14 protein-coding genes and 1 pseudogene are annotated in these 17,033 nt (G+C 44.7%); 2 read left to right on the top strand and 13 right to left on the bottom strand.

The features are described from left to right. Positions 1 to 13: 13 nt before the first annotated feature. From HMPREF9380_RS01450 to ulaG, 8 genes are all read right to left on the bottom strand, one after another. Positions 14 to 394, bottom strand: coding sequence for a PH domain-containing protein (locus tag HMPREF9380_RS01450; RefSeq protein ID WP_032907829.1), 381 nt, complete (start codon positions 392 to 394; stop codon positions 14 to 16). A 90-nt stretch (positions 395 to 484) separates the two neighbouring features. Next, positions 485 to 2,335 carry a proline--tRNA ligase gene (locus HMPREF9380_RS01445; RefSeq protein ID WP_004193477.1) on the bottom strand — a complete coding sequence of 617 codons (1,851 nt, stop codon included), beginning with the start codon at positions 2,333 to 2,335 and terminating at the stop codon, positions 485 to 487. Between the two features lie 65 nt (positions 2,336 to 2,400). Then, on the bottom strand, positions 2,401 to 3,657 hold the full coding sequence (gene rseP, locus HMPREF9380_RS01440; RefSeq protein ID WP_004193479.1) for an RIP metalloprotease RseP: 1,257 nt from the start codon (positions 3,655 to 3,657) through the stop codon (positions 2,401 to 2,403). A 227-nt stretch (positions 3,658 to 3,884) separates the two neighbouring features. Continuing rightward, positions 3,885 to 4,688, bottom strand: a complete 804-nt coding sequence (locus HMPREF9380_RS01435) for a phosphatidate cytidylyltransferase (RefSeq protein ID WP_032907725.1) — start codon at positions 4,686 to 4,688, stop codon at positions 3,885 to 3,887. A 10-nt stretch (positions 4,689 to 4,698) separates the two neighbouring features. Beyond that, positions 4,699 to 5,448 carry an isoprenyl transferase gene (locus HMPREF9380_RS01430; RefSeq protein ID WP_004193485.1) on the bottom strand — a complete coding sequence of 250 codons (750 nt, stop codon included), beginning with the start codon at positions 5,446 to 5,448 and terminating at the stop codon, positions 4,699 to 4,701. Between the two features lie 241 nt (positions 5,449 to 5,689). Beyond that, complete coding sequence (gene yajC / locus HMPREF9380_RS01425; RefSeq protein ID WP_004193487.1) at positions 5,690 to 6,025, bottom strand: preprotein translocase subunit YajC; 336 nt, start codon at positions 6,023 to 6,025, stop codon at positions 5,690 to 5,692. Between the two features lie 178 nt (positions 6,026 to 6,203). After that, entirely contained in the window at positions 6,204 to 8,180 is a 1,977-nt protein-coding gene (gene tkt / locus HMPREF9380_RS01420) for a transketolase (RefSeq protein ID WP_004193489.1), read from the bottom strand. Between the two features lie 298 nt (positions 8,181 to 8,478). After that, positions 8,479 to 9,570 (bottom strand): L-ascorbate 6-phosphate lactonase, encoded by a 1,092-nt coding sequence (gene ulaG / locus HMPREF9380_RS01415; protein WP_002899062.1) that lies wholly within the window; start codon positions 9,568 to 9,570, stop codon positions 8,479 to 8,481. A gap of 308 nt (positions 9,571 to 9,878) precedes the next feature. Between ulaG and tnpA the strand changes: the two are divergent. Continuing rightward, a pseudogene (gene tnpA / locus HMPREF9380_RS0111135) lies at positions 9,879 to 10,343 on the top strand (IS200/IS605 family transposase). A gap of 98 nt (positions 10,344 to 10,441) precedes the next feature. Here tnpA and HMPREF9380_RS01410 read toward each other — a convergent pair. Then, positions 10,442 to 11,113, bottom strand: a complete 672-nt coding sequence (locus HMPREF9380_RS01410) for a CPBP family intramembrane glutamic endopeptidase (protein WP_235787806.1) — start codon at positions 11,111 to 11,113, stop codon at positions 10,442 to 10,444. Positions 11,114 to 11,266: 153 nt separating this feature from the next. Continuing rightward, positions 11,267 to 12,928: a BglG family transcription antiterminator gene (locus HMPREF9380_RS01405; protein ID WP_004193497.1), complete on the bottom strand. Its 1,662-nt coding sequence runs from the start codon at positions 12,926 to 12,928 to the stop codon at positions 11,267 to 11,269. 141 nt (positions 12,929 to 13,069) lie between these two features. Between HMPREF9380_RS01405 and HMPREF9380_RS0111140 the strand changes: the two genes are divergently transcribed. Continuing rightward, a complete protein-coding gene (locus HMPREF9380_RS0111140; RefSeq protein WP_050540545.1) occupies positions 13,070 to 13,660 on the top strand; it encodes a sugar O-acetyltransferase in 591 nt (196 codons plus the stop codon). Positions 13,661 to 13,688: 28 nt separating this feature from the next. Here the strand turns inward: HMPREF9380_RS0111140 and HMPREF9380_RS01400 are convergent, their stop codons facing one another. From HMPREF9380_RS01400 to HMPREF9380_RS01390, 3 genes are all read right to left on the bottom strand, one after another. Then, positions 13,689 to 14,432 carry a sugar phosphate isomerase/epimerase family protein gene (locus HMPREF9380_RS01400; protein ID WP_004193500.1) on the bottom strand — a complete coding sequence of 248 codons (744 nt, stop codon included), beginning with the start codon at positions 14,430 to 14,432 and terminating at the stop codon, positions 13,689 to 13,691. A gap of 9 nt (positions 14,433 to 14,441) precedes the next feature. Next, the gene (locus tag HMPREF9380_RS01395) at positions 14,442 to 15,965 is read right to left on the bottom strand and encodes an FGGY-family carbohydrate kinase (RefSeq protein WP_004193502.1); all 1,524 of its coding nucleotides are present in this window, start codon (positions 15,963 to 15,965) and stop codon (positions 14,442 to 14,444) included. Positions 15,966 to 16,040: 75 nt separating this feature from the next. Further along, entirely contained in the window at positions 16,041 to 17,030 is a 990-nt protein-coding gene (locus tag HMPREF9380_RS01390) for an amidohydrolase family protein (RefSeq protein WP_032907832.1), read from the bottom strand. Positions 17,031 to 17,033 lie beyond the last annotated feature (3 nt).

Here is a 17,033-nt window from a genome sequence, read left to right on the forward strand (position 1 = left end):
AAACCGCCTTAACTTATCTTAAAACCGCTTCTGCCAAAGCCTTTTGAATGGCTATGACGCTGCGGTCGCTGGTAAATTGCAGGACTTCTGCTGGCTCTTGAGCGCTGGAAACCCAGATTTTCAGCTCAGCATCTAAGTCAAAATGGCCGGCTGTTTCCACTGAGAAGCGACTGATAGAGCGATATGGAAAGGACTTATAAGAAGTCTTTTTGCCAGTCATTCCCTGCTTGTCGACCAAGATTAAACGCTTATCTGTAAAGACAATCAAGTCGCGAATGAGGCTAAAAGCCAGTTCCACATTCTCTGTTGTTGTCAGAATATCCTCTAATTGTCTTTCTGTTTTTTCAATATTTTTCTGAGAGGCATTGCCTAATAAACCGCTGAATAATCCCATCATTCGGTCCTCCAATCTATTTTTTCCTACTATAGCATTTTCACCTCCAATAAGCAAAAGAAAACTGCCAGATAAAACTGGCAGTTGCTTTTATTTTGTCAAAATAGACAAGGTTTCTAGCAAATTATCAGCGTGGACTTCAATGGTATCGCCAGTAGCTTTAATCTTGACTTCGACAATGCCTTCTGCAGCTTTCTTACCAACTGTCACACGGATTGGAAGGCCAATCAAATCGCTGTCGCTGAACTTAACACCAGCGCGCTCATTGCGATCATCCACCAAGACCTCATAACCGGCACTCAGCAAGTTAGCCTCGATTTGGTCAGTTAGAGTCACGGCTTCCTCGTCCTTGACATTGACCGGAATCAAGTGCACATCAAATGGTGCCAGCTCTTTCGGGAAGTTAATGCCCCAAGCATAGCGGAATTCTCCCTTAGGAGTTTTATTGACAAAGAGACGAGCATGCTGCTCCATAACAGCGGACAGGAGACGGCTGACACCGATACCGTAGCAACCCATAATCAGCGGTACTGCTCGGCCATTTTCGTCCAAGACATTAGCGTTCATGCTGTCAGAGTAGCGAGTTCCCAGCTTGAAGATGTGTCCAATCTCAATCCCTCGAGCAAACTTGAGGATGCCTTGACCGTCTGGCGAAATCTCACCTTCACGAACTTCACGGATATCCACATACTCAGCTGTAAAGTCACGACCTGGATTGACACCGGTCAAGTGGTAACCATCTTCGTTAGCACCAACCACAGCGTTAGCTAGGTCTTGCACCTTACGGTCAGCAATGATTCTCACGCCTTCTGGCAGATTGACTGGCCCTAGTGAACCAAAACCTGCTCCCAAGAGCTGACGGACTTCATCTTCACTCGCCACTTCAAAGAAATCCGCTGCCAAATAATTTTTCAGCTTGACTTCATTAAGCTGGTCATTGCCGACCAAAAGTGCTACGACAGGAGCTTCGTCAGCCATGTAAACCAAGGTCTTGATTGTCTGGCTTTCATCCAGCCCAAGGAAAGCAGCAACTTCGTCAATGGTCTTGCAGTCAGGCGTTGAGACACGGGCTACTTCTTCCTCAGTCACGACACGTCCTGCCGGCTTGTATTCATCCGTCGCCATTTCAAGGTTGGCAGCATAGCTGGACTCACTGGAATAAGCAATGGTATCCTCACCAGATACCATCCAGCTGGTCAATTCTGTCCGAATAGCTTCCTGAACATCCTCAGGAATTTCATCAAAGCTAGCTACAGACTTGTCCAAAACCACCCAACGGTTCACATCCGTCCGGTCTGGCGTAATGGCCATGAATTCTTGGCTGTCCTTACCCCCCATGGCGCCGCCATCACCGATAATGGCTTTGAAATCCAGCTCGCTGCGGGTAAAGATTTTCTCATAGGCAGACTTGTATTCATCATAGGCCACATCCAAGCTGTCATAGTTAGCGTGGAAACTGTAGGCATCTTTCATGATAAACTCACGCGTCCGCAAGAGCCCGTTACGAGGACGCTTTTCATCGCGGTATTTAGGCTGAATCTGATAGAGATTGAGTGGCAGCTGTTTATAGGATTTAACCGAATCACGAACGATAGCTGTAAAGGTTTCCTCATGGGTTGGCCCTAAGATAAAGTCTGATTTCTCACGATTTTTCAGCTTATAGAGGTCTTCACCATAGGTCTCATAACGGCCAGACTCGCGCCAGAGGTCTGCACTGAGCAGGGCTGGAGCCAGCATCTCCACTGCACCAATCTTGTCAAACTCTTCTCGCATGATTTTTTTTGCTTTTTCAATCACACGATTGGCCAGCGGCAGATAAGAATAGACCCCAGCTGAAACCTGACGGACATAGCCAGCCCGCAGCATCAGAGCGTGACTGATAACTTGAGCATCGCTAGGCATCTCACGCAGGGTTGGAATTAACATTTTACTTTGTTTCATAAAAACAAAACTCCTTGACTTTCATTGAATAATTTCTTTTTCATGGCTCTATGAGCTTCGAGCTCTTAGAAGAATAATTTCATAATATCGTTCCAGGTAACGGCAATCATCAGGATGACCATAATAGCCACTCCAGACAAAGTGATATAGGTCTCCGTTTCTCTTTTCAGCGGTTTTCTGCGGATAGCCTCTAGAATATTGAGGACGATCTTTCCGCCATCCAAGGCTGGAATGGGAATCAGGTTGAAAATACCGATATTGAGCGACAGCATGGCCAAAAGGCTGAGTACTGCTGGCAAGCCTTGCTCTGCAGCCTTACTGCTCACATTGTATATCGCTACTGGACCGCCTAGTTTATTGATATTGAAATTAAAGACTAGATCTTTCAAAGCTGTTAAAACTCGGGCTGTCGTACTCCAAGCAGTTGTAAAACCACTGACTACTTTATCAAAAAATCCTGTTTTAATAGCTGGAGAGACCCCTAAAACATAGCGATTACCATCTTTTTTTGGCTGTACGGTAACCTCTTTCGTTTCGCTACTATGCTTGTAAATAACTGATAAGCTCGGTGCTTCCTTACTCTTGGCTGTGATTTTTGCCAGAACGCTGGTTAAATCTGCCCAGTTACTAATCTCATAGTCATTAATTTTAAGAATTTGGTCATTATTTTGAACCCCAGCATTTGCTATGGCGCTGCCATCCATGACCTGAAAATGGTTGCTGTTTTCATCTTGAACTCCACCTTGTACAAAAGCAAGCAGCATAAATACCAGTACACTCAAAATGAAGTTATTCATAGGCCCAGCAAAGTTGGTGATGAGGCGACCCCAGATACTAGCATTCTGATACTGAACATCCAGTGGTGCAATCCTCACCTCAGTGCCGTCTTCTTCAACAATCGTCGCATCATGATCTACCGCATAAGTCTTGAGCTCATCAAGGACCAGACCAGTGATTTCCAGCTTTTCCTCAAAGTCAAAGCCGGTCACATTCATGGGCAGAGCTGTCTGGTCAACCTTTTTGCCAGAAAGATTGATGCGAACCACCTTGCCCTCTGCATCCAAGGTCAGACTAGCCGGTGTTCCCACCTTAATGTCAGTGGAGTCTTCCCCCCAGCCGGCCATGCGCACATAACCCCCCAAGGGTAAAATCCGAATCGTGTAGGCCGTCCCGTCCTTACCAATATGGGAAAAAATCTTGGGTCCCATACCGATAGCAAACTCTCTGACCAAAATGCCGGACTTCTTCGCAAAGTAGAAGTGTCCGAACTCATGGACCACCACAATGATCCCAAAAATAATAATAAAGGTTATAAACTGCATGGACTTCTATATTTTACCTTTCCTAGAAATCTTGTTTTTGCTTTTAAATCAAAGAAGGAGCAGAAAACGGCCAAATACCAAGTTTCCCGCCCCTGCATTGCTGACACTCTTGAAAATAGGATAGAAGCTCAACTCAAAATTTTGAGTTCTAAATCCTAGTTCCTTCTTAGATTGTGGGGTCGTTGGACAAACTTACCATCCCTTGCTTTCAGCCATACACGATTGTCTTAGAACAAGCCGAAGAAATGCATCAGCGGAAAGACGAAGAGAAGGCTGTCAAAGCGATCCAAGACACCGCCGTGGCCAGGAATGAATTTACCAGAATCCTTGACCCCGAAATGACGTTTTATAGCACTCTCAACCAAGTCACCAAATTGTCCAGCTATACTAAAAATTACCGTTAACACTAGAATAATTAAAAAATTATAAGGTCTAGCTACTTGTGGGCGAATAAGCATAAAGATAGCTGCTACCAAGACAGCTGAAACAACACCTCCTAGACTACCTTCTATTGTTTTATTTGGCGAGACATGTGGTAATAGTTTCTTCTTGCCGTAACGGGTTCCAATAAAATAGGCACCACTATCTGTCGCCCACACTATAAATAGTGCTAATAGCACCTTGTCTACATTTACTAGACGAGCGTCTAGTAGAGCATTAAAACCAAAGCCGATATAAAAACTAGCTGCAATAGGATAAGCTGCATCCTCAAAAGAATAGTTGCTTCCAAGTACCGTTGCCCCTAATAGCATAAAGACAACTAAACCATAAGCTACTACATTACCATCCACTGGTAGGAATTTTAAGTAATTTTCCAAGGGGAGAGTTAGTACAAAAGCCGCCAGCATAGCTAGGATACCCTCAATTGTAGTAGTTGGTAATCCTTTCATGTGAAGCAATTCATGGACCGCTAACATAGATAATAAAGCAACCCCTATTTGGAAGATTACTCCTCCCATTATTACTAGAGGAATAAAAATAATTAGTGCTATCCCTCCAAATATTAATCGTTTTTGTAAATCTTTAGACATTTGTTCTCCCTTAAACACCGCCAAAACGTCGATTCCGGCGGCTATATTCTGCAATTGCAGTCTTCAAAGTATTCTCATCAAAGTCAGGCCAGAGAATATCCGTAAAATACAACTCACTGTATGCTGACTGCCAAGGCAGAAAATTGCTGAGGCGCAGCTCTCCACTGGTCCGAATCACCAGATCCGGATCGCGCAGCATCTTGGGTAAGTTGCTGGTATATAGGTAGTTGCCAATGACTTCCTCAGTAATGTCACCGGGGCTGAGTTTGGCATCCAGAACATCCTGAGCAATCAATTTAACGGCCTGATTGATCTCATATCTACCACCGTAGTTTAGGGCAAAATTGAGAATCAAACCTGTATTGAGCTTGGTCAGGCTTTCAGCCTTTTCCAAAGCTTCAAATGTCGCCTTAGGAAGCTTAGCCGTGTCACCAATCATCTGGATTTTAACATTGTTCTTGTGTAGCTCTGGCACATAGCGGTCGTAAAATTCAACCGGAAGATTCATGATAAAGGAAACTTCCTTTTCCGGCCGAGACCAATTTTCCGTTGAAAAGGCATAGACAGTCAAGACCTGAACACCCATTTCCTTGGCAGCAATCGTCACCTTTTGCAGGGTTTCCATACCAGCCTTATGACCGAACACGCGCGGCTGCATCCTTTTTTTGGCCCAGCGACCATTACCGTCCATAATGACAGCAATGTGTTTGGGAACATTCAGCGGCGCGTTCAGCTTTTCTTTTTTCTTAAAACTAAACATACTTTTTATCCTATTTAAAGTTTTATCAGTTCATTATATCATAAATCCATGGAATGTGGGCAATTCATCCGCTTTTTCAAGCCTGAGGATATAAAATAAGGACAGAATGTCAACCGGAGAATCCAAACTCAGTTAAAACTCACCCAGGCTGTCCAAACCGCAAGGCAGATAAGCTTACAATCAAACACCTCCTAGCCACACGAGTCAAAACAAAAAAACAGCCCGCAAGCTGTTTATTTCTTTACTCTTCAATCGCTGATTCTTCCTCGGGAAGGTCAACGCTTCCTTCACCGCCAGCAGCAGCAGGAATGCCCTCAGCCAATGGCAGTACAGTTTTAATAGCTGTCAGTTCAAAGGTTAGGTAAACACCGTCCACATCCAGAACAACTGTTTTCTTATCTGTGTCCACTTCATCTATCGTTCCATACAAACCGCCGATGGTAATGACTTCATAGCCCTTCTGCAGCTTGTTAAGACTTTCCATACGCTGCTGAGCCTGTTTCTTTTGAGCACGCATTTGGAAATAGGTCATCCCTACCAGTACAACCGCAAATACAATAAGCATAATTGGATTCATATCTTTTCTCCTTCGAATGTCATATATGAACTACTATAGCAGATTTCCCTTATTTTTACAAGGCGATTCTGACTTTTCAAGTAAAGTCCGTCTCAAGTCGGATGAAGCATGATTAACCTAACGACATTTTTTAAAAAGCAAAAATCAGGATGAGCAACACCCTGATTTTATGTCTTTTTTATTTAAGGTTTTTAACAACTTCTGCTACGTGCTCAACTGTAAAGCCGTATTCTTCCAGCACCTTGCCTGCTGGCGCAGAGGCACCGAACTGGTCGATTCCGATAACTGCACCGTCTAGACCGACATACTTGTACCAAGGCTGGCTAGCTGCCATCTCAATCGCTACGCGACGACGAACTGCATTAGGCAGAATTTCTTCTTTGTAGGCTGCATCTTGAGCATCAAAAAGCTCTGTTGATGGCACGCTGACCACACGAATTTTAGCGCCATCTGCTGCAAGTGCTTTAGCAGCCGCAACTGCCAAATTAACCTCAGAACCTGAAGCCAGCAAGATAGTATCGAAATCTGCTCCTGTTTCGTAAACTACATAAGCTCCTTTAGCTACCTTGTCAAAGTTTGTGCCTTCTTCGACTGTCAGATTTTGACGGGTCAAGACCAGAGCAGTCGGAGTAGATTGGCTCTTAAGGGCCAGATACCAAGCTGCCTGAGTTTCACGCGCATCTGCTGGGCGAAAAACAGTCAGGTTTGGAATGGCACGCAGACCAGCCAAATGCTCAATCGGTTCGTGAGTTGGGCCGTCTTCACCAACTGCAATAGAATCATGCGTGAAAACATAAGTCACTGGTAAGCCTTGAAGGGCAGACAAACGGACAGCTGCCTTGACATAGTCTGAGAAGACGAAGAAGGTACCACCGTAAACGCGAAGACCACCATGAAGCGCCATACCGTTGAGAATTGTTCCCATAGCAAACTCGCGCACACCAAATTGGATATTGCGATTGAGACGGTGAGCATCATCTTGCAGGCCGTCTTCCTTGATGTAGGTCATATTGGAATGAGCCAAGTCAGCAGAACCGCCGAGGAAAGTTGGAAGCACCTTAGCTGCTGCATTGAGTGCATCCTGACTGGAATTACGGGTTGCTTGAGAGAAGCCATTTTCAAGCACTGGGAAGTCTTCTGGTTTGATTTCTACTGGATCCTGACCAGCAATGATGGCTGTTACTTCTGCTGCTAATTCTGGATGGGCTTGCTTGTAGTCATCTACTAGCTGCTTCCATGCATCGTATGCCGCTGCACCGCGCTCCGCTACATTTGTACGGTAGTCTGCATAGACTTCCTCAGGAATCTCAAATGGAGCATAGTCCCAGCCCAAGGCTTTACGAGTAGCTTCAGCTTCTTCTGCTCCCAGAGGCGCACCGTGCACTGCATTCGTTCCTTGCTTGTTTGGAGAACCGTAACCGATAACCGTCTTGACTTCAATCAAAGATGGTTTGCCGGAAGCTTTAGCTTCATTGATGGCTGCATCAATCGCTGCAAGGTCTGTTCCATCTTCTACCAAGGCAGTATGCCAACCATATGCTTCATAGCGGGCACGAACATCTTCTGTAAAGGAATCCTTAGTCTCTCCATCTAGGTTGATATCATTTGAATCATAGAGAACAACCAGCTTGTCCAGCTTTTGCAGCCCAGCATAAGAAGCAGCTTCAGCTGAAACCCCCTCCATCAAATCACCATCACCACAGATGACATAAGTGTAATGGTCGAAAATTGGATAGCCTTCACGGTTATACTTAGCAGCCAAGAAACGCTCTGTCTGAGCAAATCCAGTAGCTGTAGAAATACCCTGTCCCAGTGGGCCAGTAGTGGCATCGACACCAGCTGTGTGGCCAAACTCTGGGTGACCAGGTGTCTTAGAACCCCATTGGCGGAAGTTTTTGATTTCCTCCATGCTGACATCTTTAAAGCCAGACAGATGAAGCAAGGCATAAAGCAACATAGAGCCATGTCCTGCAGATAGGACGAAGCGATCGCGGTTAATCCAGTTTGGCTCTTCTGGATTGATACGAAGTTGTTTAGTAAACAAGTCATAAGCCATTGGCGCAGCGCCCATGACTACACCAGGGTGACCTGACTTAGACTTTTCAATCGCGTCAATTCCTAAAAAGCGAATGGCATTAACTGATAATTGTGACATTGGATTCTCCTTATTTTTACTAAAATCTGTCCTGACATCAGAACAGGATAAACAGTGGTCGTAGAAACGATAAAAATTGTCTCATATCTATTATAAGAAAATTATCCCTATATCGCAAGATAGGGATAATCTCATCGGATACTTTCTGAAGCCTTTATCCATTTGAACTTTTGCTTCATCAAATAGAAAAACATTTTATAATCAATGAAAATCTAAGGGCAAACTTGAAAGCTAGCCAAGGACTGAATTTGAAAACAGCATGGCAGGGCTGACAAGATTTAAAGATTTTGAAAGAATATTAAAGGAGGGCTTTAAATTGAATATTGGACTCTTGCTCGAAACAGTCATCAAAGCCACGAGGATGGTGGTATTCGATTCTATCTTTGTCCAGAGGATAGGTATACTTGCCGCCCACTTCCCAGATGAATGGATGGAACTGATATTGAAGGCGCTCTTTGCGCATCTTCCACAAGGCTAAAATCTCATCCGTTGAAGCCATAAAGTTGGACCAGATATCATAGTGAACTGGGATGATGACCTTGGCCCGCAGGTTTTCAGCCATACGCAGTAAGTCGATAGACGTCATCTTGTCCTGAATACCGACAGGATTGTCACCATAGTTATTGATAGCTACATCAATCTGGAAGTCCTTACCGTGCTTGGCAAAGTAGTTAGAGAAGTGAGAGTCTGCACCGTGATAGATGGTTCCGCCTGGTGTTTCAAAGACATAGTTAACTGCCTTGCGTGCCATTTCTTCATCGGTCACAGCCAGTCCAGCCAGTTCTCCGTCTTGAGCTTCAGCACCTTCAACTGGCAGAGTCACCAGACAGGTACGGTCAAATGATTCAACAGCTGTCACCTTGATGTCCTTAAACTCAAAGCTTTCACCTGGCTTGATTACCATGATGCGTTCTTCAGGCACACCCCATTTTTTCCAAATTTCGCCGCACTCATAAGGTCCGACAAACTTAACATGATCCAAGTTAGGATTGTTGACAATAGCCGCTGCGGTATTGATGTCAATGTGATCGCTATGGAAATGAGAAACTAAATAATAATCTAGTTCATTGATAGCAAAAGGATCGATAACCATCGGCTGCACGCGCAGATTGGGCTGCAGCTTGCGGACACCAGCCATATTGGCCATCTGATGGCCTCTGACCATATCTTTAACCTTCTTGGTTGATTTTCCTCGGTTAGACCACAGATCCATGACGACATTGGCACCGCCCGGCGTCTTAATCCAGACACCGCAGTTGCCCAGCCACCACATGGCAAAATTGCCTTCTGGCACTACTTCTTCTTCAATTTCTTCATTGAGCCAAGTGCCCCATTCTGGAAAAGTTGACAAAATCCAAGATTCTCTGGTAATGTCTTTCACGTTTGGCATAGTCCATTCCTCCTCAAAAATTGATTGATTTCTATGCTTCTAGTATAGTCCGCCTCAAGGGATAAAAAAAGACCAAATAAAACACAGGTCTGTGTTCAAGATTGGACTTTATTTTTTGATAAAAACACCCGCGAGTTTGGACTTGCGGGTGTGGTTTAATTTGTGACTTTCAGTCTGTCTCGCTCCGCTAGGTGCGAGACAAATAAACCACCCGCTATGCGGGTGCGCCTCGAAGGTTATACCAAAAAAACTCCAAACGCGATACAATAAAGGTGTTCAAGCCCATTGTGAAGCGAAAGGAGAAAAATATGGTGCAAAAGGCACATAGTTTATCACACACAAAGTGGATGTGTAAATATCACATTGTGTTTACACCTAAGTATAGACGAAAAGTCATCTATAATCAATATCGAAACAGTTTGGGTGAAATATTCCACCGATTATGTAGTTATAAAGGTGTTGAAATTATCGAGGGTCACTTAATGCCAGATCATGTACATATGTTGGTAAGTATTCCACCGAGGATAAGTGTTTCTAGTTTTATGGAGGATTTAAACGGTAAAAGTGCTCTCATGATGTTTGATAAACACGTCAACCTAAAATATAAGTTTGGGAACTGACATTTTTGGGCGGAAGGTTATTACGTGAGTACAGTAGGACTTAATGAAGCCACAATTAAGAAATATATCCAAGAGCAGGAAAAGCATGATATAGCGTTGGATAAATTGAGTGTGAAAGAATATGAGGATCCCTTTAGGGATAGTGGTAAATAATGCAAACATCTCTTTGAGAGGTTTGTGACGAGTCAAGAGCAATGAGGCTTGAACAAAGTGAAAACCAGCGTCTTTAGGCGCTGGCTGGTGATGTGGGCTTATAGCCCTGGGACAAACCACCCGTTAGACGGGTGGTTATGATTGAGAATATTCAAATAGATGAAACTCCAAATCTCACTCCAATGATTAGCTGTATTCCAAAAAATATGGAAAGTCAAAGGGTAGTAAATGGACTTGGTGTAGCGAAAAATAAAACCTATCACAGCACCAGCCATTGCATAAAAGAAAAAATCAATCCAAGACCAAGGAAAGCCTATAATGTGAAAAATACCAAAGGCTGCTGCCGAAACAAGAACATCCAAGAAATATTGGGAATTCCTGAAATAACTGGTCATAATAGCTCCACGAAAAACCAACTCCTCACGAACAGGGCTCAAAATAGACATCACGAACAAGTGACTGCCCCATACAAATGTGCTAGGATGCGCATATCTAATATCATCTAAGCCTTGTTGATTTGTCGTAACGTAATTAGGAAACCATTGCCAATACTGCTCGTTAAAATACTGAAGGAAATAATAAAGTCCCACTGTTACTAGAATATAAGACAGTTTTATTTTAGAAAATTTAAAGATAGATTTATCACCCCAGCGCCAAATAGCAAAAATTGAACAGACAATCGTAATTAGCAAAGCAGACAAATAAATCGTCATTTCCAAATCGCTGTAGACTTTTACTTTCCTACCGTTTAAAAAAACTTCAACCCACATTGTTAACATTTTTACTAGAAAAAGTAAAATAATTGGATAGATATATTGGATGATTTTTCTTTTCATATGCAAAATAAAATAACAGATTTTCCAGAAAATTAAAACACAAGTCCTCGAAATGTACATTTTTGTCCGTGAACTGGTAAAATCAGGCTAATTTCCAGTCAAAATCTGCTTTTCGACCAGGTTTTCGATTTGGTACTGGAGTTCCTTGGCTTCTTCGCTATTGGCAAGATAATGCGCCAAGAGCCGCTCTAGCTCACTTCTGAAATCGCTGTGCTGACTGGCTGTCAGGCGATACTTGATAAAGCGGTTGAGCTTGACCACGTCTTCATAGTCAAAAATAGGATTGACCTGCACCAGCGGAAATCTACTGCTAAGCCCGTCGCTGGTCACAATCAGCAAATCCACTTCCAACAGGTCTTCCACGCTCTTAAATTGCTCACTGGTAAAGACAGCGCGGATATAGTCATGCGGAAAATAATACTGGCACTGCTTGAGCAAGAAGCGCTGGACTGCCACCCCCTCATCACAGACAATATAAATCTGCTTGACCTCCTTGGGCCTCGTCGCCTGCGGCTTCAAAGCACCACCTAGGTGCATAGCCAAGTAGGCAATCTCGTCTCGCGTCAGCGAAATGAGCCAGGCCTCCTCCAAAATCCCCACGCTCTGCTCGGTATAGTGATAAAGCTCAGGATACTTTTGCAGAATGTGCCGCGTCAGCGGATTTTTGGAAAAAATGCCGTAAGTCTTGCGGAACAAAAGCGCCTTACAGTGGGTCATGAGATTGCGAATCAGGTCGTCACGATTTTCCAGCTCATAGGGAGAATGCGCTTCAAAATCCCAGATGAAATTGTCAATGGCCAGCTGCAAATCCGCGAAATCTTCACTAGTTGCATGTAAATCCTGGTCTTTTCGATAAGAAAGCAACAAAACCGCAATCCAAGACAGCTCAATCTCATCCAAATGCAAGCCCAATTTTTCGTCCAGCAAAGTCTGAAGCTTCTTAGCCGTGCTGTATTCCACGCGCTTACGAATAAGAGAAAACTCGCGGTACAAATCGTCCCTCTCCTGCTCGCTCAAGGTCATATTACGGTAGGACAGCAGCAGATAAGGCAGAACCTTGAGCATAAACTCGATTTCATAGCGATTGATTTTCTTGCCCAAGTCCTGCTCGATAAAATGCACCTGCTGGTTGAGAAAAATTTGTAATTCCTCGGACAGCAGCACATCTTCCTGCACAAACTGCTTGATTTTACTTCCCAAAATCCGCATAAAACCGCTATTGCCCTCAGAAAAAATCGTGGTCAACAGAGCGTGAACGTACTGGACTTTATTGAGCGGGTGGCATTTGAGAACATAGCCCTGCGACTTGGTTGTAATGAGACTAACCTGATACTGCTCGACCGTCAGCTGGCTACGAATGGTGTTGAGATCGTTGAGCACTGTATTACGCGACACCTCGGTCAAATCCATGAGCTTTTCAATCGTCACGCGCTCTTTCAAGACGCAGATAAAGAGAATCATCAGCTGCATGCGCTCTTCCATACTCATGACATAGCTGTGAGCATCCACGCTTTCAAGCAAGGCTTCACAAGCCTCTCGTTGTTCCGCTGTCAAAACCAGTCCGACCCGCGGCTGGCTGACAATCTTGTCCACTCCTTGAGGCAAAGCGTCGTTTATTTTTTCTAAATGATAATAAATTTTGCGGCGCGATTGCCCTGTGGCACGAGAAATCGCCATAATTGTTTCAGGCTCTGTTAACTGCAAAAGATAGTTGAGCAAAACAGAGCTGCTTTTATCTAAATAAATCATTTGCTTTTCTTTCCTTTAAACTTCCTTTCTAGTATATCACAACCGCTTACAAAATTGAAAGATGAAGGATTTTTCAGCTACTTGGAAAGTCTTGTTTCCCACTCCCTTGCATGTTATAATAAAAGAAAAAAGGAGCTCTCCATGAATCTTGAAGAACAACAGTCGCATATTCTTTCGGGTGCCATGTACAATGACTTGACTCCCGAGTTGGTCGAAGCACGCGAAAAAACGGTCTTTCTGACCAACCGCTACAATGCCAGTTTTGGACAGCCTGCTAGCGAGCGGCAGGCTATTTTAAAAGAAGTGCTTAAATCCGTCGGAAAAAATGCCCATTTTGAGCCGACTTTTCGTTGTGAGTTCGGCTACAATATCAGCATCGGGGACAATTTTTATGCAAATTTTGACTGTGTTATGCTGGACGGCGGCGGTATTGAGATTGGTGACAATGTCCTTTTTGGACCGCGCGTCGGACTCTACACGTCCAATCATGCTCTGGATGCTTGGGAGCGTAGTCAGGGGGCTTGCTATGCCAAGCCGATTAAGATTGGCGACAATGTCTGGCTAGGTGCTGGCGTTCATGTCAATCAAGGTGTGACGATTGGAGACAACAGTGTCATTGGCTCAGGGAGCGTCGTGACCAAGGACATCCCAGCTAATGTTGTGGCGGCTGGCGTTCCTTGCCGCGTCATTCGACCAATCACTGACCAAGACAAAAGCAATTATCAACCATAAAACTGAGGTAGGTGAACCTACCTCAGTTTTATTTTTCCAGCAGCCGCGCGATGTCTGCTTCTAAGTTTTCCAAGGAAGTCGGATATTCTAGGGCAAGATAGCGCACATGGCTAAAGCGCTTCATGAGGCTAGGAGCATCTAACTCACCCTCAAATAAACTAGCAATCTCCACTTGACCATTTACATGACGGTAATTTTTGCAGTGGAGGTAATCGGTAACTTCTGCCAAGCTAGCAAAAGCCTGCTCTATATCTTCTCCCAGCCAAGCCCAGTTGCCAAGGTCAAAGACGAAAGCAATAGGCAGGTCTGCTGCGCTGACCTTGTTCATCATCAAACGGCAATTCTTGATACTGGCATAAAGAGAGTCTTGGTTATTTTCCAGCTTAAGTCCGACAGATGATTGAAAACTAGGCGCCAACTCTGCCAAAGAAGCCACCGAAATCTGACCGGCATCGCCCGTGTTTAATTTGACAAAGGGAGCGCCCAAGAGCTCCGCTTCCTGCCGCAAAGTCTTAAGTTTCGGATTGACCCTATCTCCTATGACAAAATCCTCATTGACACTGTAAAAGAGCGACAGCCCTAGCTGGTCGGCTTTTTTTCTGATGTTTTTTAACTCTACATCAATATCCCCTAAAAACTCTCGCCGAATTTCAACCCTTGAAAGTCCTAGCTCTTTGACGCTTTCTAGCAAATCTTCTTGCTTGACTCCCCTGTCTAATTCTTCCTTAAAAGCAATCGTGTTGATAATCAATTCTTCTCGCTTTATTTTCATCCTAACCCTCTATTCTAATGTCGTCCGTAGCTGACAAAGCTCTGCCCAAGCAGGCTCCATGGCTGCAAGCAAACTTTGGTAAACGCGATATTTCCTTTGGTAAAGCTCATGTTCCTTAGCCTGAGGCTCAAAGCGCTCCTTGACCCGAACCATTTTTTCGACAGCTTCTTCTAGGCTTAAATCATCCACCGCTTGCAAGCAAGCAATGGCGCCGCCCAGACCCCCCAATTCTGGCGCTTCAACCGTCTCTACTGGGATATTTAAAATATCAGCGAACATCTGCATCCAAGCTGACGAATTTGTCGCACCGCCTGACAAGCGCAAAGCGCGCGGTCTTTGCTCAACCGTCGCTAGCAAATCATCGATATGCTGCTTGTGCGCATAGACAATCCCCTCATAAACCGCCCGAATCATCTCTGACTTGCTGGACTGGGTTGTCAGACCAAAGAAACAAGCCTCAGCAGCTCTGCCGATATTGTTGCCATAAAGAAAAGGGAAAAAGAGAATCTTGCTGTAAGAAGCGTCCGTCTCCTGCAAAAACACTTCCAGTACATCGTAAATAGAGGAATTTGAAGCCTTGAGATGTTGGATTTCCTCCATCATCAGCATTTTTATCATAGTATCCAAATTGCCCGCCGAAGTTGGGCTGCCTGCCTCTATCAAAAAATCGCGATTGGGAAAATAAGAGTGCATCAAGCCGCTATCTTGGCTGACTGCCGTCTTGCTGGGATAAGTATTGATATTCCAAGTGCCTGAAATCACGCTAAAAGTGCTGGCGTCTAAGACGCCAGAGCCGATTGCGCAAGCATCAATATCAAAGAGCCCACCAACCACAGGCGTTCCTGCAAGAAGTCCCGTTGCTGCGGCAGCTTCTTGGGTCAAGCCACCAACAAGCTCTGCATAGTCCACTTGGGGCGCCAAAAGCTCGTACATTTCTTCAATACCAAAGAAAGCCGTAATTCTTTTGTCGTAAGTGCCCGTCTGGAAGTTAATCCAGTGATTGCCCGAAGCATCTCCTATCTCTTGCTGAATACGCCCAGTCAGCTTGAAGCGGACATAGTCCTTGGCCGACAGAATTGCCCCAATATTCTGGTAAATCTCTGGTTCATACTCTTTGAACCAGCGAAGCAAAACGGGATTTTGCACGGCAGCAACATGCTGGTGCGTCAAGTCCCAGATTTCGTCTAGCCGCTCCTCAAATTCTTGAGCCAGCTCGACCGCTCGCTCATCTGTAGACAAGATACCGCGCGTAAATTCCTGACCGTTTTTGTCCAGCAGATAGAGGCCTTTCCCATGACCAATACAGGCAAGAGCGCTGATGTCTTCTGCCTTAAGCTGGGCATTTTTGACAGCTTGCCTCATAGCCTGACGAATCCCCTGCCAGGTCTCTTTCAAATCCACTTCGCGATAGCCTGCTTTTTCCTCAATCTTCTTGGTACTAAAAGCAGACTGCCCTAATTGTCGCCCTTCTTCATCAAATACGATTGCCTTGGTATTGGTGCCCCCATAATCGATACTTAAAAAATATTTCATTTTTCTCCTCCGATTTCAAGTATAAAAGAAGCTGAGATTGCCTCACAGCTTCTTTATGAACAAGCACATGCGGCTTTAGTACAAGCCTAATTCCTTAGTCGCTGCATCAACCGCTTCACGGTTTGCTTGAACAGCCGACGGCTTAAAGTAAACGCGCTCTGCATTATTGTAGAGGACATCTTCTAGCTCTTCTGGCGTGAAAATATCCACGTGCTCCAGCCAAGTTGCCAACTCTTCATAAGTGTTAAAAGTAGCTGACCAAGGCGAATCTGTGCCCCAGATTATGCGCTTCGCTCCCAGCACTTCCTTAGCAATCCGAACATTCTTTTCAGATTTAGGGAATGGGAAAGTATCTGGACGGTCAATATCTTGGATAGCAGAAATATCTGTGTAGATGTTTGGTAAATCTTTCCACATGCTGAGTTCCGCCCGCAGACGATTTGGTGTATCTGCATGCGGGAATGACAAATGGCAGACAACAAAGTCAAGGCTTGGGTGCAAACGAGCAAGATTGGCAATAGCATCCGGCTGGTGGCTGATTTGGTCAAAGTTGCCATAGTCCACAGTGATAACGAAGCCTGGATAATCCAGCAAGTAGCTCAAAATCAAGCTGACATGCGGGTCGCTGTCCAAGCGGAAAGGCGTCTTTTGTCCACGATAGCCGTGGATACCACCACCTTGGCTGATTTCAAATTTGAGTGCTCTAAAGCCCAGCTCTTCTACATGACGGCGAACAATCTGCATGGCATTTTCAGCAAATGGATCCACCGAAAATGCGCCTGTAAAGCGGTCTGGGTAGCGCTTAATCGCCAGATGAGTATAGTAGTTTTGATAGCCATTCAAGTGTCCTTGCAAAATCACCGCTTTCTCAATATCATTGGCATCCATGTACTTCAAGAAAGCCTCTGCTGTAAAGTCCTTGTCGCCATAGCCGTCTGGAATGAGCTTAATCAATTCGCCGTCGTCCCAAATGGCATAGCCATTGCCCAGAGCATTCAGTCTGCCCTTGCCGTTAAAACCAGCAATGGTATTTAAAATATGTGCATGTCCGTCAATTTTCTTCATGAT

The organism is Streptococcus sanguinis SK49, from assembly GCF_000212815.1.
Taxonomy (GTDB): domain Bacteria; phylum Bacillota; class Bacilli; order Lactobacillales; family Streptococcaceae; genus Streptococcus; species Streptococcus sanguinis_C.

What these genes read in the sequence shown, in the direction of transcription:
- HMPREF9380_RS0111140 (WP_050540545.1), top strand. Translation starts at nt 13,070, where the DNA reads ATGAATCTTGAAGAACAACAGTCGCATATTCTTTCGGGTGCCATGTAC.
- rseP (WP_004193479.1), bottom strand. Translation starts at nt 3,657, where the DNA reads ATGCAGTTTATAACCTTTATTATTATTTTTGGGATCATTGTGGTGGTC.
- HMPREF9380_RS01450 (WP_032907829.1), bottom strand. Translation starts at nt 394, where the DNA reads ATGGGATTATTCAGCGGTTTATTAGGCAATGCCTCTCAGAAAAATATT.
- HMPREF9380_RS01400 (WP_004193500.1), bottom strand. Translation starts at nt 14,432, where the DNA reads ATGAAAATAAAGCGAGAAGAATTGATTATCAACACGATTGCTTTTAAG.
- HMPREF9380_RS01445 (WP_004193477.1), bottom strand. Translation starts at nt 2,335, where the DNA reads ATGAAACAAAGTAAAATGTTAATTCCAACCCTGCGTGAGATGCCTAGC.
- tkt (WP_004193489.1), bottom strand. Translation starts at nt 8,180, where the DNA reads ATGTCACAATTATCAGTTAATGCCATTCGCTTTTTAGGAATTGACGCG.
- HMPREF9380_RS01395 (WP_004193502.1), bottom strand. Translation starts at nt 15,965, where the DNA reads ATGAAATATTTTTTAAGTATCGATTATGGGGGCACCAATACCAAGGCA.
- HMPREF9380_RS01430 (WP_004193485.1), bottom strand. Translation starts at nt 5,448, where the DNA reads ATGTTTAGTTTTAAGAAAAAAGAAAAGCTGAACGCGCCGCTGAATGTT.
- ulaG (WP_002899062.1), bottom strand. Translation starts at nt 9,570, where the DNA reads ATGCCAAACGTGAAAGACATTACCAGAGAATCTTGGATTTTGTCAACT.
- HMPREF9380_RS01405 (WP_004193497.1), bottom strand. Translation starts at nt 12,928, where the DNA reads ATGATTTATTTAGATAAAAGCAGCTCTGTTTTGCTCAACTATCTTTTG.
- HMPREF9380_RS01390 (WP_032907832.1), bottom strand. Translation starts at nt 17,030, where the DNA reads ATGAAGAAAATTGACGGACATGCACATATTTTAAATACCATTGCTGGT.
- HMPREF9380_RS01410 (WP_235787806.1), bottom strand. Translation starts at nt 11,113, where the DNA reads ATGTGGGTTGAAGTTTTTTTAAACGGTAGGAAAGTAAAAGTCTACAGC.
- yajC (WP_004193487.1), bottom strand. Translation starts at nt 6,025, where the DNA reads ATGAATCCAATTATGCTTATTGTATTTGCGGTTGTACTGGTAGGGATG.
- HMPREF9380_RS01435 (WP_032907725.1), bottom strand. Translation starts at nt 4,688, where the DNA reads ATGTCTAAAGATTTACAAAAACGATTAATATTTGGAGGGATAGCACTA.